This is a genomic window from Streptomyces torulosus, from assembly GCF_001419765.1.
GTDB classification, from domain to species: Bacteria; Actinomycetota; Actinomycetes; order Streptomycetales; family Streptomycetaceae; genus Streptomyces; species Streptomyces torulosus.
On sequence record NZ_LIRK01000720.1, the window covers coordinates 1 to 15985 of the forward strand.

The 15985-nt window shown below is 67.0% G+C and carries 11 protein-coding genes and 1 pseudogene; 7 read left to right on the forward strand and 5 right to left on the reverse strand.

The window, feature by feature from the left end; all coding sequences use genetic code 11:
* The coding region (locus AOK23_RS38370) for an ATP-dependent DNA ligase (protein ID WP_055717102.1) at positions 1–948 on the reverse strand (948 nt) is incomplete at its 3' end.
* A 164-nt stretch (positions 949–1112) separates the two neighbouring features.
* On the opposite strand from AOK23_RS38370, the gene AOK23_RS38375 reads away from it, so the two are divergent.
* The 4 genes from AOK23_RS38375 to AOK23_RS38390 all read left to right on the forward strand — a co-directional run bounded on the left by AOK23_RS38375 (position 1113) and on the right by AOK23_RS38390 (position 6199).
* Entirely contained in the window at positions 1113–2285 is a 1173-nt protein-coding gene (locus AOK23_RS38375; RefSeq protein WP_055717093.1) for a hypothetical protein, read from the forward strand.
* Positions 2286–2588: 303 nt separating this feature from the next.
* On the forward strand, positions 2589–4643 hold the full coding sequence (locus AOK23_RS38380; RefSeq protein WP_240496750.1) for an ATP-binding protein: 2055 nt from the start codon (positions 2589–2591) through the stop codon (positions 4641–4643).
* 168 nt (positions 4644–4811) lie between these two features.
* Positions 4812–5282, forward strand: a complete 471-nt coding sequence (locus AOK23_RS38385; protein WP_055717094.1) for a hypothetical protein — start codon at positions 4812–4814, stop codon at positions 5280–5282.
* Positions 5234–6199, forward strand: coding sequence for an AbiJ-related protein (locus AOK23_RS38390; protein WP_055717095.1), 966 nt, complete (start codon positions 5234–5236; stop codon positions 6197–6199). Before AOK23_RS38385 ends, AOK23_RS38390 begins: the two co-directional genes overlap by 49 nt.
* Before the next feature lie 82 nt (positions 6200–6281).
* On the opposite strand, the gene AOK23_RS38395 is transcribed toward AOK23_RS38390, so the two are convergent.
* On the reverse strand, positions 6282–7166 hold the full coding sequence (locus AOK23_RS38395; RefSeq protein WP_055717096.1) for a hypothetical protein: 885 nt from the start codon (positions 7164–7166) through the stop codon (positions 6282–6284).
* Positions 7167–7266: 100 nt separating this feature from the next.
* Between AOK23_RS38395 and AOK23_RS38400 the strand changes: the two genes are divergently transcribed.
* Positions 7267–7656, forward strand: a complete 390-nt coding sequence (locus AOK23_RS38400; RefSeq protein ID WP_055717097.1) for a hypothetical protein — start codon at positions 7267–7269, stop codon at positions 7654–7656.
* Between the two features lie 129 nt (positions 7657–7785).
* Here AOK23_RS38400 and AOK23_RS38405 read toward each other — a convergent pair whose 3' ends face one another.
* From AOK23_RS38405 to AOK23_RS38415, 3 genes and pseudogenes are all read right to left on the reverse strand, one after another.
* Complete coding sequence (locus tag AOK23_RS38405; protein ID WP_055717098.1) at positions 7786–8757, reverse strand: DUF4238 domain-containing protein; 972 nt, start codon at positions 8755–8757, stop codon at positions 7786–7788.
* A gap of 639 nt (positions 8758–9396) precedes the next feature.
* Positions 9397–12048 (reverse strand): annotated as a pseudogene (locus tag AOK23_RS38410) (helicase associated domain-containing protein); the annotation flags it as partial.
* Positions 12045–12854: a hypothetical protein gene (locus tag AOK23_RS38415; protein ID WP_240496751.1), complete on the reverse strand. Its 810-nt coding sequence runs from the start codon at positions 12852–12854 to the stop codon at positions 12045–12047. The gene AOK23_RS38415 and the pseudogene AOK23_RS38410, both read right to left, overlap by 4 nt.
* Positions 12855–13034: 180 nt before the next feature.
* Here AOK23_RS38415 and AOK23_RS38420 point away from each other — a divergent pair, with 180 nt between their 5' ends.
* Positions 13035–13535 carry a hypothetical protein gene (locus AOK23_RS38420; RefSeq protein WP_240496752.1) on the forward strand — a complete coding sequence of 167 codons (501 nt, stop codon included), beginning with the start codon at positions 13035–13037 and terminating at the stop codon, positions 13533–13535.
* Positions 13536–14214: 679 nt separating this feature from the next.
* On the forward strand, positions 14215–15249 hold the full coding sequence (locus AOK23_RS38425; protein ID WP_055717101.1) for an HNH endonuclease: 1035 nt from the start codon (positions 14215–14217) through the stop codon (positions 15247–15249).
* Positions 15250–15985: the final 736 nt, after the last annotated feature.

Consider the following 15985-nt stretch of genomic DNA (forward strand, 5'->3'; position numbering starts at 1 on the left):
GGCGGGGGAGAGGTCGGGGCGGGAACGGTGCCAGCGTGCGGGATGTCGCCACCGGCCGTAGGCGTCGCGGGCGACGTCGACGCCGACTTCCACCACCAGCTCGGGTTCCACCAGCGTGACGTTCAGCTTCTCCTGGCTGCCCCACCCGGCGGAGAACGACCAGCCTGTCCACGGATGATCGCGCCGCCCCGGAGCGAGCAGGCCGGCGACCGCCGCACCTGCCGCTTGGGCGAGGGTGGTGGTGCGGCCGACGTACTGAAGGCGGCCTTGATCGTCGTACCTGCCGAGCAGCAGGGTGCGGGGAGCGGCCGGAGAGCCGGTGATCGCGCCGACGATCGCCTCGATCGTCTCGCGGACCTTGTATTTCTGCCAGCCTCTCACCGACGGGCGGTAGGCGTCGTCCAGCCTCTTGAAGACCACGCCCTCCATCCCGACCGACGCCCACGTCAGCCACTCGCGCACGACGTCGGCCTCGGTGGTCGACGGGCACAGGGCCCACGGCGCGATGAGCCGGCGGGCGGTGAACACGGACTCCAGCGTGGCCCTGCGCCGCCGGTACGGCCACCCGGTCGTGTCCGTCCCAGACAGGCGCAGCAGATCGAACGCGACGAAGTGGGCCGGCCACTCGCCCGCTGCCCGGGCTGCCCCGGCGCCGCGCCGCTGAAGCCGGTTCTGTAGCTGCTCGAAGGCGAGCCGTCCCGCGGTGTCCCATACGACCAGCTCGCCGTCCAGCGCGGTCGCGTCCGGCAGCTGCACGGCCCCGGCAGCGACCTCCGGAAACGACGGCCCCATTTCGGTGCCGCGCCTGGAGCGCAGCACCACTTGGCTCGCATCGACGGAGACGAGAGCTCGAAACCCGTCCCATTTGGGCTCCGCAGCCGACCGTGGAGGCAGGGCGGGACTGCGCACCGTCTCGGTGAGCATCGGCTCCGGCAGAGTCCATGACATCTGGAATGCCTTCCACCTCGCAGGGCGGCTGCGGATGGAGTCAGTCAGGTGGCCGATCTCCGAGCCGATACCTGCCGATCACAGTGGCGCGCATGAGCATGAGGGGAGCAGCACACGATCAAATACGTTGTGGAGAGGGCGCTGCTGCCGTCACCGTTGCCTCCATGGATGAACAGACCGTGTTCGACGTTTCGGCACCGTGGAGCTGGAACGCACGGCACTTCGTGGAGCGCGGGTGCGAGCGTATGGGAGGAGCTGAGTTCCTGCTGTACTCCGATACCCGGGTGGCGGGTGACAGGGAGCTCGCATGCCATCCCTACGTCTTGACCAACTCGTTCGGCTTCCCGGAGAAAGGGCGCCTTGCTCCGGTGCTGGCGCTGTACCTGGATGATCACTTTCCTCCCCTTGACGTGCAGCCGATGGACAAGACCGACGTCACCGCCTGGCTGAACCTCACGCTCGAAGACGAGATCGCGTGCGTGCTGTCTCTCGTTGCTGGAATACGTCTGCGATCCGGCGGCCAGGTACGGCGCTTCACAGACACTGCTTCCAGAGGAACCCCGGAGTTCTTGCGCCACCGCGTCCCTGAATGGACGGCGACCGAGCACCCGATCTACCCCGTGCCCGAGCAGATCGGCATGGAGTCCCTGGACGGCTGGATGGACCGGTACCTTGCGCTGGACCGCGAAGACGCCGTAGCCCTGGTCCGGGCCGCTCGCCAGTTCCGCGACGCCCTGTGGGTGGCCGACACCGATCCCGAACTCGCCTGGCTCTTCCTTGTGTCCGCGCTTGAGGTGATCGCCGGACGCGAAGCGCTCAGCGGGGTCTTCCCTGCCGACTTGCTCCGCCAGGAGAAGCCGGCCCTGGCGAAGCAGCTGCTCGAAGCAGGGGGTGAAGCGCACCTCGAAGCAGTGGCTGCAGATCTCGTAGGGATCGTGAAAGCCACCGCCCGTTTCATGTCCTTCGTCAAGATGCATCACCCCGGGCCGCCGCCGGAGCGGCCCGAAGCTTACGCGCAGGTCGACTGGTCCTGGTCGAAGCTCAGGAAGGCAGTCGGCAAGGTGTACGAGTACCGGTCCGAGCGGCTGCATGGAGGTGTGCCCTTCCCCTCTCCGCTGTGCCAAGTGCCGTTTGGGGGCCATGGAACGACGACAGCGGATGAGCGTCCCTCGTCCCTCGCGGCAGCCGCCGGTAACGCCGCGTGGCTCTCGAAGGACCTGCCGATGCATCTCCATACCTTCGGCTACCTCGTCAGAGGCTGTCTCCTGAACTGGTGGCAGAAGACTTCTTGCAGCGCGGACGGCAACGAAGAGCCGGTGGAAGCCACCACGCCCTGAGGAGGGTGAACGGCGAGGCGCCCTCGGTTCACTGAACTGAGGGCGCAGCGGTCAGCCCTGCGCACAGGTGCTGGTGAGGCGCATGGCGGGCCCCCAACAGTCGCGGGCACTGGCACAGGGGCAGTCCACCGGAGCGTGGCGCGTTGGCAGCCAGAGCAGGGGCCGACGCAGCTGCCGCACCGCCGTGGGTGACAGTGGGATCCTTTTACGCAAGGCAATGTGTACTGAACTGTGTGCAACCGGTACGGTCGCCGCATGTCTGGGGATCACAACACAGAGGGCGCTGCTCGCAGGGGAGTTGGCGTGCACGTGGTCAGCGCCGCACTGCCGGCGCAGAGCGGACCGCCGCTGACGGAGTTCGAGCTCTCGGTCGGCGAGCGCAAGATTCTCCAGTTCAAAAGGAAGTCTCAGATCACGGCGGTGGCCGAACTGGTGTGGAACGCCCTGGACGCCAACGCCACCGAGGTCGACGTCGAACTGCGCCGCTCCAGCATGACGGCGATCACCGACGTCGTCGTGAGCGACAACGGTCACGGCATGACGCCCGAGCGGGCGCGCACCGCCTTCCAGGCGTATGGCACGACCTGGAAGACGGCCAGGACGCATACCGAGGGCGGGCAGCGCATCCTGCACGGCCGCAACGGTGAAGGCCGCCTCTTCGCCTTCGCCCTGGGTGACCAGCTCACCTGGGAGTCCGCTGCCTGGAAGTCCCTGGATTTCGGCGACGTCTTGGTCGGGGTCAGGATCCGCGGCAACGCCGAACACGCCACCGTCTGGCAGGTTGAGGAGACGGAGCCGACCCGGGACAAGCCCGGCACGACGGTTCGCATCTCTGTTCCCCAGGGCAAGCCCCTGAGCAGCCTGGAGCGCGATGACGCCGCCGCGAACCTCACCGCGAAGCTGGCGTTCTACCTCCGGGCCTATCCGCACGTGCGGGTCACGTTCGACGGCAAGCGCCTCGACCCCAGCGACATCATGGTGGGCGAACCCATCGACCTCGAGCTGGATCTGCCGGAGGAGTACGCCGGCGAGGACCCGTCCCCGGTCGTGACCTTTGTCGAGTGGAACAAGCGGATGAGCGACCGCAGGATGCTCATCTGCAACGCCGACGGCATCGCCCTCGGCGAGCACGGCAGCGACTGGTCCGACGGCATCATCAGCTTCACCCCGTACCTGCGCGCCAACCTGTTCAACGGCCTATCTGTCGATGACCTGCACGGCCTGACCATGTCCCACTCCGGGCTCCTGGACGCGGCCCTCAAGGCTGTCCAGAGGCACCTGGCCGTTCGCGGTGCCCAGATCTCGGCAGAGGTCGTGCGACAGCTGAAGACCGAAGGCATCTACCCCTACGACGACCAACCGGCGACCGGCACGCTCGCCATAGAGCGCCAGACCTTCGACGTCGTCGTCACCGCCGCTCGCCACGCGCTGCCCAACAAAAGGGCCGCCCGCAGTCTCTCCGTCAACCTCATCCGCACAGCCCTGGAGAGCAACCCCGGCGACCTTCACACCATCCTCGAAAAGGTCCTGTCGCTCAGCGACGACGACCGCCGGCACCTGAAGAACCTCCTCGACAGCACCGACCTGACCCACGTCATTGGCGCGGCCACCACCGTCACCAACCGCCTGAACTTCATCCAGCTTCTGCGCAAGCTCCTCGCCGACGATGACCTTCGCGAGAGCCTGCGCGAGGTCGACCAGCTCCACCCCATGGTCAACAAGAACCTCTGGCTGTTCGGCGAGGACTGGCACATGACCAGGAGCGAACTCGGACTCACCAACGTCCTCCAGGCCCACCTGGAAGACCACCTCGGTGAAGACGTCGTCCTGGAGCACGAACTCGAACCCGTCACCCAACCGGACGGGCGCAGCGGCCGGGTCGACATCCTGATGTTCCGCAGCCGCCGGGACGACAACAGTACCGAGCGCCTCGTCATCGAACTCAAGCGGCCCACCGTGAAGGTCGGCCCGAAAGAACTCGATCAGATCAAGGGCTACGCCCGGGCCATCATCGACGACCCCCAGTACAGCGGGGTCGGCTGCAAGTGGCGCTTCTACCTCGTCACCTACAACTACTCGGACAAGATCCGTCGCGACATCCGGCAGAAGGACCGCCCCGCCGGCCTCGCCGACGTACAGGACAACTACGAGGTCTGGGTCAAGAGCTGGGGCGAGATCCTCGACGCTGGGGAGAAGAAGCTGCGGTTCTTCCAGGAGCAGCTGAACTACGAGGCGACCGACGACCGCGTCACCCAGCACCTACGCGAGAGCTACTCACACTTCATCCCTGACGCCCTGACACAGCCGCAAGGGCAGGCTGAAGCTGAGCCGACGGGCCCGCTGGAACAGGAACAGTGAAAAGGCGAGGCCCTGAGACCAGTCGGCGAGACTCCCACTGACCGAGGACCGCCAGCCTGTGGCCTCGTACCTTCTGCAGAACCCGTTCTCACCTCGAAGGAGAACTCGTGGACGGTCCAGTGCGGCCGCGTCTGGAATCCGAAGCGTGGCCTGGCTCATCATCGTGGGATGGCTGAGCAGATGGACCTTCAGCGGTTGCGGAGCCTTATCGAAGGCGTGTGCATCACGCTGTACCAGCGATATGGGCATGAGGACCTGCCAGCGCTGTGCGATCGGCTTGGCTTGCCCTCGCCTCCTCCCAAAGACCAAGCGACCAAACACGAGCGCTTGACCGCGAGCCTGAGGGCCTGCCCGGACGACCGGCTGCCTCATGTGGCTCAGGCAGTTCTCGACAGCGAGCCGCTTCTAGCTCCCCAGAAGATGGAGCTGCAGGACGTTGTGTGGCTCGGTGGCGACTACGTGGAAATACCCGGCCGTACGCGGCGAGAGTTGGCCAAGGAACTCGACCTCTCCGACCACCTCAAGTATCCGGACCGCTTTCTCGCCCTGCTGGGCAGCCTGTGGGATCTCGGTGAGGACGAGTCCAACGTGTGGGGGCCCACCTTGGCACCCTGCGCTCCGACATCCAGCGCCACGTGATCAGGTTTCCAGACGACTGGTCGACCGAGGACCTCTTCGAGCAGCTCAGAGCCTTCGAAGCCCCACATCCTCGATTCGGCCGCTTCATCGAGGGCCTGGCCGCCCCAGAAGTTCTTCCTGACGAGCAGGCACAGCGCCGCTTCGTCGAACTGGCCGACCGCCATCTGCAGCCGGTCGGCGTACAGCTCCGTCAAGAAGGGGAGACGGACGGATACCCCCAGTTCCACCTGCACCAGCTCGGTCGCGGCACCGCCCGCCGGCCGCGCAACCTTATCTTCGCCACCCAAGGAAAGCCCGACATCCGCTTCACCAGCGCCCTCGACAACGACATTGAGATCGCCGAACAAGCCGACAAGATCCTGGTCTACAACCACCCGGTCGGCAAGAACGGGCTCCTCTGGAGCGACCTGCTGTCCTGGTGGCAGGAAACCCGCAGCATCGCGGACACGGAGACGGCCAGCCACACCCTTTACGACCGCATGCAGGCTTCCCTGCCACGTGAATCCGCAGGCCAGAAGAACCTGTTCTGGCTCTACCACAACCTCTACAAGGGCCAACTGCCTGACGTACCCGCGCTCCTGCCAGAGATATGGGTGCATTGGGACCCCAAGACCATCCGCGAGCGCGGGGAGCGTGCCATGCAGAACCTCCGCATGGACTTCCTCATGCTGCTGCCCGGGAACCGCCGCGTGGTGCTGGAAGTCGACGGCATGCAGCACTACACGCGCGACGGAGGAGCCGTACCCGACAGCGCAAAGTACTCCGCCACCATGGCCGGTGACCGCGACCTGAAGTTCCGCGGATACGAAGTGTTCCGGTTCGGCCACGACGAACTGCGCGACCGCGAGCACGCCCGCCCCGTGCTCACCGACTTCTTCCGAACGCTTCTGGGCCGTACCCCTGACAGCTGCCCGTAGCTGCTCCGCCAGCGGCACGTGGGCCCTGCCTCAGCATCAAGGCAGGGCCCCCGACCCCCAGACGACGTGATACGCCGCTGGATCAGTCGAAGTCGGGTTCCCAGTTGTCATCCACCTCTTCTTCGGTGTGCAGGGAATGGGCTCTCATATCCGCGAGGTCAAGTTCGGGTCCGTTCAGCGTGAGCTCGCAGACCCGGCACCCGAAGAAGCGCGGGAAGAACCAGATGTCTCCGTAGTCCCCACTCTTGTCCCGCCCGCTGATGAAGGCAGGACTGTCGCATGCCGGACACTGTGCGGGGACGTGCAGGAGCCATCGGCTGGGCAGATGCGCGGCCGACAGACTGGCGACCACGGCCGTCCTCTCGGCGGCGGACAGGCTCTTTGTCTTGGTCGCGAAGGTCGCCTGCGCCCGCCGGATCTTCGCCGCGTAGCGCAACTTCAGCTCGTCTGTCGTCTTCTCTACGAGGTCCTTGCACACCTCGTGATGGTTTTCCCAGAACCACTCCGGTTCCTTCGCCAGATTGGGCAGCAGGGAATCGATGTACGTCACACCAGCTACCAGCAGGTCCCTGCACTCGTCAGACGGCCGCCCCCACCCCATGTGCGTGACGCCGTTGCGGGCATCCCTCAACGCATCGAGTTGCGCTGGCGCTTTTTTCTGCCCCACCTGCGCGAGTCTCGTCACGGCCTCCGCGCCGCCGACGGTCCTGAGCCCGGCGCGTCCCCTCGCCACCATGTCATCTTGGCCGCCCAGTACCAGCAGATCCTCTACAGAAGGCTTGGGATTGGCCAGCAGCGTGAGTGCGACGGATACCAAACACGCTTTGGCCAGGTGCTCGACAGCCACAGCCATGTGATGGACTGCGAAGTCCTGGTCCGAAGGATCTTCAAGGTAGGCGTCGATGGCTGTCCGGGCCCATCGCCGTGCAGAACTCACCAACTCGTCGCGGATCTCATCCTGGTCCATCGGAGAACCGTAATGCGCTCGGCACACGGCGCTTGGCCAGTCCCCGGAACCGCACGCTGCTGTGCGTCATCGCGCCGGAGGACGTCCAGGGCGAGGCCGGGTGGAGGCTGCTCTGAGCCGCTGCGACGGGGCCGACTCCGTCGGGGTCGCGACCGCCGTGCCGGGCAGCCTCGCGGCGCTCTGGGACGCGTTCCACGCCGCTCTGCACCTTGGTGTCCGGCCGCGGAGGCTGGCCGACACGCAGCGGGCTGTCGAGGACGTACTTGCCCGCCGTTCCTGGCCGGTGGTGGTCGTTCGCGATGCTCATCTGCTGCGGACCGAGGCCCTGCAGTACGTCTACGGGCTGTGGAGCCTGTTCCAGGGTTATGAACGCCGGATGCCCGTCGTCCTGGTGGGGCCCGAGCGGATCCGGTCCGTGCTGCGTCGGCCGTCACTCGCCAGCCTGGAGAGCTGCATCTTCATCTGGCACCGGCTCACGCCATCACCCTGAAGGCGAGAGACCCTGGGCCGCGACGGCCCAGGGGCTCGTGTCGGAAGTCGTCTCGGTCGGAGGGCGGTCCGTACTGCTCGAGCGTACGCAGATATCGACCGCCAGGCGCTCGATGAACAGGTACCTGATCTATGGCCTCGGTGATCTTGAGGTGGCTCCTTCTCGGACTGTCGCGGCGAGGGAGCTGTTCGGGCGGGTGTACACGTATTCGCGGGCGGCTTTGATCTGCAGCGCGTTCATCTTGTCGACGGCGGACTTGGCGAGGCGGCCATAGAGGGGAGCCGGCCCCAGTGCCAGCATGTGGTGGGGTCCGATAGGGAGAACGGTGGTGTGCGAGTCGAGAAGGGCCATGCCGTGGGAGAGGCTGTCGCCTTCCTTGCGTACGGTCAGAGCAGGGTTGTCTCCGATCAGGAATTCGCCCTCTTCGGGCTCCAGGATCTCCAGGGCATACCGAGCTATGAGCTGGCGGGTTTGGTCGAAGGAAGCCTCGATGCGCACGCGAAGCAGTGATCCTTCGTGGAACTCGTCGAGCATCGGGCTGAAGATCTCGTCGGCGATGGCAGCCAAGTCCTCCGGTCCGGCCGCGGGCCGCCCCGTGTGCTGCAAGTAGGCGGCCTCCAGTTGGCCAGCACGCTCGGTGAGGAGCCACTCTCGTTGCTGCGGCAGGAACTCGGTGAGAACGCGGTTGAAGGCCTCGCGGTAGTGGTGGGACCGGATGTAGTGCAACGCGATCAGGTCACGCAGAATCCCGGTGGTACGCGGCTCTCCAAGTGCGGTTCCCGCTTTGACCGCGGCGAGGGCGTCGGGTAGTTCCCCCTCGACTAGGCCCCACTTGGTCTCTAGCGACGTGGAAGCCCACGGCACAAAGTTCTCGATCTTTCCGACGCCACGAGGCGGTCGGGTGTTGAGCCGACGCTCCGGGTGTTGCAGATCGTAGGGTTGCACGTGCCCAACGGTGGCGTGCTTCACGGCGGCGGCCCATTCACGCAACAGCACCTTCGAAACGACGTGCTGGCCCGTCACGTTCTCGCTCGCCTGGGGAGTGAGTTCGGCGATCCGTTGCGGATCTCTGCTTCCGGGCCCGGTGATCTTGATGTTCATGGGATCTATGGTCGGGAACCGGGAGAGACCGCGCTTGGGTTTTCCGCTTTCCGCCGACCGATCACGGGCTGGGACGCGTAGAAGCGGCTATCTGCCAGCCGACAACACGAGACCCCAGGCCTCGAAAGGCCCGGGGTCCGGTGAAGTGGGGAATGGTCGGGGCCCGTCTCAGTAGTCGTCCCGGTCCGAGGGCGGTCCGTACTGCTCGATGAGGTCGCAGGTGCAAGTGCCGCCCTCGTACACCGACTTGTCGCACTCGTCATGGTGGTCCTGCAGCAGCTGTGCCAGGACGGGACGTGCGGGGATCGCGGCGGGTCGGGCCGGGGCGGACCGGCCGGCGGTGCGGACCTCGGTGTCGACGACGGTGGAGGCGATTTCGTCCTTGCGCCATTTCTCGGGGTTGTTGTACGGAACGAGGCCGCCTGCGTAGGCCATGCGCAGCAGTTCGGCCTTGGTGTGGTTGCGCACCAGTTCGTTGATGCGCTGCATCCGTGCCGTGCCCCGCGCGGTCTGGCGCTCTTCCTCCGGCACCGTGTCGCCCTGGTCGTGGTCTTCCTGCGCCTGCGTGTTCGGCGGCGCGGGCTGGACGGAGCCGTCGTCCACCGACGCCGGGCTGGACGGGGCCGGCACCGCTGCCTTCGCCCAGGGCACGCCCAGGGCGGCGACGGCGGCCTGTTGCTCGGGGGTGAGCTTGTCCCACCTGGAACGGGTGTTCGATGTCCAGACGCCCAGTTTCACGACCACTGGCTCCGTCTCGCCGTCGACCGCGATCTCCTCAGCGTGGCCGCGCGGTACAGGCCGGTGGGCGCCTTCTCGTTCAACCCACTGTGCGAGGGCTGCCAGGCCGCGCTGGAACGCCTGTTCCGCCTTGCTCGGGCCCTTCGCCGTACGCGTAGACGCCGGGGCCGGAGGGGGCGCCTCAGAGGGCTGTACGCCCAGCTGAGACAGTCGTTCCTGCTGCTCGGTGGACAGCTGCGCCCAGGTGCCCGGCTGCTTCTGCTGCTGGAGCCACCGTCCGATGTCGTCGCCCTCGAACAGCACGCCGGGCTGGATCTCGGGCAGGCTGCCGTCGGCGTCGACCAGGTCCGCGAGGACGCGGTAGTGGCGCTGCCAGTCCAGTGGCCACGAGCAGTCCCAGTCCGGGTCGATCGCGGCCAGCTGTTGCGCGCGCTCCGCCGCCCGCTTCGGGGCCTTCCCGAGACCGCCCTTGCGCCGAAGGTTGGCCATGTGCTGCCCGATGGGCACCATCGCCTCGCCCTCGCCCCACACCGCGTCCTGACGCGGAGCGAGGTGCCCCATGGCCCGCCGGTACGACCGCAGCGCGGCGAGCTTGGCCTCCCACGCCTCCTCTCCCGGTTCCCAGACCATCCCGGCCTCCGGAGCGTCCAGCAGCGTCTTGCGCCGCTCCTCCAGCTCTCCGGCCCGCAGCGCCTTGCGCTGCTGGTGGACCCACCGTCCGAGGGGGAAGTCCTTCGTGACGCCGACCTCGACCTCAACGTCATAGGGCACGGCGTAGACGCCGGTGATCTCGTTCTCCGCCCGCCAGCGCAGCAGGGCCTGATAACCCTCCAGCCACACCAGCGACTCCGGCCGGTAGACCCGGGTGCGCAGGAACGCCGCGATCGTCGCCGCGTCGCGCGGGCTGGAGAAGTGCAGCAGCGCCGCTTCGGCAGCGGCCTGCGTGTCGTCCTGGTCCTCGCCGTCACCCTCGCCGCCAACCCCGACGATCTGCCCGTCCTCGTCTCGCCGAACGTGGACCTTGCGTTTCCCGCTGGTGAGAGCGCGGGAGGCGAGCTGCTCGACGAGTCGTTCATCGTGACTGCGGAGGCCTTGGAGGACGGCTACGAGGGGGCGGAACGAGGCGGAGGCGACCATGTCCTGCGGGTCCTCGCCGTGCTCCAGGAACACCGGCACGATGATCCTGGCCACCTTGGTGGAGCCGTCCTTGTTGAGCCTCAGCGCGCGGCCGATGTTCTGCACGATCTCCACCTGGGAGCCGCGGGTGTCCGCGAAGCAGACGGCCTCGACTCCCCGCTCGCCGGTGATGTCTACGCCTTCCCCGAGCACGCGAACGCTGGCGAGGAAGGCGCGGTGGACCCGGTGCCCTGCCGCGTCGATGCCGTTGGCGAACTGGCGCAGGACCTCGCGCCGCTCGGACACGAGGTGGTCGCCGCACAGCCACGCCGACCACACCCGGTCCGGGGGTACATGGCGGCTGGCCTCGAGTTCGTAGAACTCCGCGTCGATCGAAGACTTCGGCAGCTTGTCCGCAGCGGCCAGGTCCTCATCCGAGGCGTCGTTCATGTACAGCTCGGCTGCCGTCTCGGGCAGCTTCTCCGCGAACGCGGCGGCTTCCTCGACCTTCTGGTGGAATGTCATGACCGTACGCAGGTTGTACGCGGCGGCGTGCTCCAGGAGCGCCGTCTGCAACAGCGCCAGGCGTCGGCCCCGCCGCGCCTCCTCGGACTCCCCGAGGACGGGCGAGGGGTCGCGGATCTCCAGGACGTCGATCTCAAATCCGGCGAGGATTTCGCGCTCGATCGCCTCGCTCAGGCCAAGCTCGGCGAGCCATGCGCCGTAGGTGCCCTCCGGGTCGTCGACCATGGTCGCGAGCTCCACCTCCTGGCCGTCCGCGCCCTTCTGTGGCCGGGGAGCGGCGAGGATGCGCGGGGTCGCGGTCAGGTAGAGCCGGGAGTCGGCGGGGATCCGCTGGTTGTCGTGAATCGCGGCCCACGGACGGCCAAGATCACCGGCGGTTCCGTGGGCCTCGTCCACGATGGCGAGGTCGAAGCCGTCCATGCGCTGGCCGTACAGGCGCTCCCCGCCCGCCAGCGCTGCCTCCAGGGGCCCGCGAACCTTCCGCCGACCCGTCGGGTCCTCCGGGTCCTCGCGGTCCACGAGAGAGGCGTAGGTGGCGAACACGACCACCGGCCCGGACCCCGCCCACAGGGCGAGCTGGATGGGGTTGGTGGTGGTGCGCACCCCCAGCGAGTTCAGGACCGGGTCGTTCTCCAGCGAGCACACCGCGACCATCGGGGCGGTGTGGCCCACCAGGCGCCAGGCCTGGGCTGTCTGCACGAGCAGGTCAAGGGTCGGGACGGTGACGAGGATCCGGCCGTTGGGGAAGCAGTCTCGTGCTGCCCAGGCGGCGGTGATGGTCTTGCCCGATCCGGTCGCCGAGACGAGGGTGCCGCGGGCGCCCTGGGTGGGAACGGGGGCGCGTTCGAGGCGGCCGGCCCAGGCACGGATCGCGGCGACCGCGGTCACCTGGTGCTCGCGGAGGTGGATCATCGGAGCCGCTCCTCTGCGTGCGGGGCCGGTGAGGCTTTCGTGGTGGCGACGGCCGGCCGGGCCGTGGCGGCCTTGCGGCGTCGGTGCTCGCGTTGGGCTTGGGCGCGGGCGCATTCGCGGGTGCAGTACTTGATGCCGCTGGTGCGGTTCTGGCCGTACTCGGCGCGGCCGCGTTGGCGGACGAAGTCCCGCCCGCATGTCTCGTTCGCGCAGGTGCGGATGGTGGCGTCCTCGGCGAGGTGGTTGTACAGCTGGAGGAACGCGACGGAGAGGATGGACGGCTGCCGGTCGGTGAGACTGCCCAGGCCGACGCTGAAGGCTGCGAGGTTGTAGCGCAGGGCCGACCGGAGCATGGCCAGCCGCAGGCCGAGGGTGGCGGAGCGGAGCTCGTCGAGGGTTTTGGGGTATCCGCTGTTGTCGTGGTCGTTCTCGGCTGCGATGTCGGCCAGGTGCTGTTCGGTGACTTCCGTCTCGACGAGTTCGTCCAGACCACCGGGGCGACGGCATGCCAGCCACGTGGCGATGGCGGCCTGGGCCTCGCCGATGTGGAGGCGTACGAGGTCGCCGTGGAGCGACCAGGGGCCATAGCGGGGATGTTCACGTTCCTCGAGCTCTTGCAGGCGGCTGTGTTCGTCATAGTCCCAGCTGCCGGCATCGATGCTGCCGCCCAGGCGCCCGTACTGGTTCATCCAGCCGGCCACGGTGTCCAGGTCTGCCGGATCCACTTCCATCAGCTCGCGCAGGTAGAAGTCATCCGGCAACGACGTCCTTTCGGCGACCCGGTCGAGGTCTTGGACAGTCCACACGATCCAGTCACCCTCGGCCCGGACCCCGTGCATGGGTGTCATCTCCGGCAGGGGAACCGGTGTCCCCGGCCAGAGCGTGGGACGAAAACGTGGGTCTGCGTATGCCGCCATGAAGGGCATCATAACGGTGAGCGCGTAGTACGAAGAAGGAGAACGCTCGTATCACTCAGGAGTGAAGGTGTGGGAGGGGACGTCGTGGTGACGCGGTGGCAGGAGCGCAAGGCGGTCGGGGACGCACACGAGCAGCGCGTCGCATCAGCGCTCACGGCGCAGGGGTGGACGGTCGAACGTTGCGGGCAGGGCACCTACCCGCCCGCGATCCAACAGGCCCTGGCCTGCACCACCTCGGCGCTGCGCTGGTTTCCGGACCTGATCGCCGCCCGCGCCGGCGAGGTCGTCACCATCGACGCGAAGGACTGCATGCCCAGCAACTCCTCCGGCCGGTACGCCGTCGCCGACGAAGCTGTCCACGCCGGCCTGCAGTTCATCGCCGCCAACCGGCCAACCCCGCTGTACTACGTGTTCGGGGACCTGCGCGTTCTGACCCCGGTCGAGGTCCTCCACTACACCGGCCACGCCGAGCGCCGGCACGACGGCGCCTACCGCCTGGTCAGCACCCGCCAGGCGCACCCCTTCGACACCGTCTTCGGCCGCCGTCTGCCACTGCGCGCGGCGAGCTGACCACCCACAAAGCCGTCTCCCGCAACGCCGGCAGGCCCGCGTCGCGGTCGCCCAGGGCGGGGGAAAGGCCCCATTCCAGGTATCGGATTCCCGCGGGCGCCCTTCAGATCCCGGCACTCACCGCAAGGGCCCCGGCGGGGCGGTGTGGGTGCGGCAGGCGACCGGACGCCCGGGGGAAGAGTCTGCGGCCGTGACGGTGTGAAGGGAGACCGTCCCAAAGCGCGGGCAGGCGCATGGCGAGGCGACTGGTCAGGGTGCGGACGGTATAGCGGATGCCCCGCCCTGAGCGTGGCTCCCGGCGGCGTCGAGGACCGCCATGACGAGCACGGCTTCGTCACAAGCAAGGAGCGGCAGCCGCTGCATGCTGCCGTCATCACCGGCATTCTCTCCGCACCCTCTGAGCGGGTGGCGCCCTGTTTGACCACCGTATTTACCGGTTTAGCTGGTTCAGGTAGGTCCTCACCCCAGCCGAGGTCCTCCACTACGCCCAACATGCACTCCGCCACAGCAGCGCCTACCGCCTCATCCGTACTGATCGAGCCCACCCCTTCGATCAGGCCTTCGGCAGCGCCACTGCTCAAACAGCCTGAGCGGCGGCGGGACGCGGAACCGCGAACGGGGCTGAATCAGTCTGTAGGGCAGGTGCCTCCGCAGCGGGGCGATCATGCCAGGAGGCTCCATGGCGGGTGAAGACGTGCGTTACCGCAGCGGTGGCGACAACTCCATTCTGAAAATGGTTTTGCTCGAGCAGTGGCAGAACCGCTGCTATATGTGTGGCCGACCGAAGGATTTCACCGACACCCAGATCGATCACCTCATCCCCCAGAGTTCCTCTGCCGCAGAACTCAGAGATTCCAAGAAGCAGTACAGCCTGACATCCAGTTTCGACCTCCACGGTCCCGAGAACCTCGCTCCCATCTGTTCCAAGTGCAACCGGGAAAAGAGCAATCAGACATTCAAAGGCGCGGGCGTCATGCTCCTGGCGCTCAGCAAGGCTGCAAAGCTGCGCCCGGACGTGATCGCCGCATGCAAGAAATTCGGGTCGGGGACGCGCCTCTCCAATCACTTGCTCCGCTCCATCGCGGCAGATTTGACGCAGACAAAAGCACGGGAAGCATTCGAGACTTACGCTCCGGCGATTGTGCAGAAGCTCGCACTGCTAGACGAGGACAAAGCGGATTACGTTACTTACCATGAGGTCATCATCGATGACATGCACCCCGATGATTTCCACGACGTGTTCATCCCGGACGTCAGTCTGTCCCTGCGCACCCGGGGGCGCACTGCCATGTCAATCCTCCAGGACGTATGCGGCTGCCAGCTGACAGACCTGCTGCAGCCCCGCGTGCACGACCTGGTCGAACTCCTCCAGAGCCAGGTACATCACGATTTTGAGAGCATCACTGAACCGTCGCGTACCAACGCGGGCCCGGCCGAGATACTCCACCTCCAGGTGACCATCGAGACGATCGACTACCACCGCTACGAACCTGTCCTGGAGTTCACGTTTCAGGGAATATTCGATGCCTACCTCATGGCTCCACTGGTCCAGGACACCCCGAATGGAGACAGCATTCAAGACCGTCAAGGAGAAGCCGCAGTTACCGGTACCTTCTCTTTCACCGCCGACTGGCCCATCTCGGCACAGCAAGGAGTCCTCGATATCAGTGACTGCACCATCGAGGAGTGGTCGAGCCACCTCGAGGTCACCTAATAATTCCAGTAACTGCGACGTACGCAGGTCTTCATTCCTCGCATGAGTTGGGGGAGTCGAATTCCGGCGCTGACCTCGCATCAAAAGCCGCGCCCCATTCGGATGGTTGGCGGGTGTCCCGTGTTTCCGCCAACGATACATGCTGCATCAATCTGATGCACGCGGTACACTAGAACCCACGCGAACGAGCACCCTCACTTTCGTAGCCAGCCATGCCCGCATCAGCGGGCCCCAATGGTTCTGGAGGCGCAGCCGGAAGGACCGTCAACCGGGGAGCGCAGTGAACCCATCGACCAGGCTGGAGCGAAGCGGAAGCCTGGTAGCGGGACGAAGTCCCGCCGGTCCGGGAGCGCAGCGGACGGACCGTCACCGGGCCTGCGCAGCAGGCCCGGTGTGCGGGTGGCGCAGCCACCCGCCGGCGCTCCCGCGGAGCGGGAGCGCAACCCCCGCGCGCAGCGCGGGGGTTCGCTTGCACATCGCGCAGCGATGTGGTACCCGCCCCGCGGGAGCGCCGGCGGGTGGCTGCGCCACCCGCACACCGGGCCTGCTGCGCAGGCCCGGTGACGGTCCGTCCGCTGCGCTCCCGGACCGGCGGGACTTCGTCCCGCTACCAGGCTTCCGCTTCGCTCCAGCCTGGTCGATGGGTTCACTGCGCTCCCCGGTTGACGGTCCTTCCGGCCTCGCCTCCAGAACCATTGGGGCCCGCTGATGCGGGCATGGCTGGCTACGAAAGTGA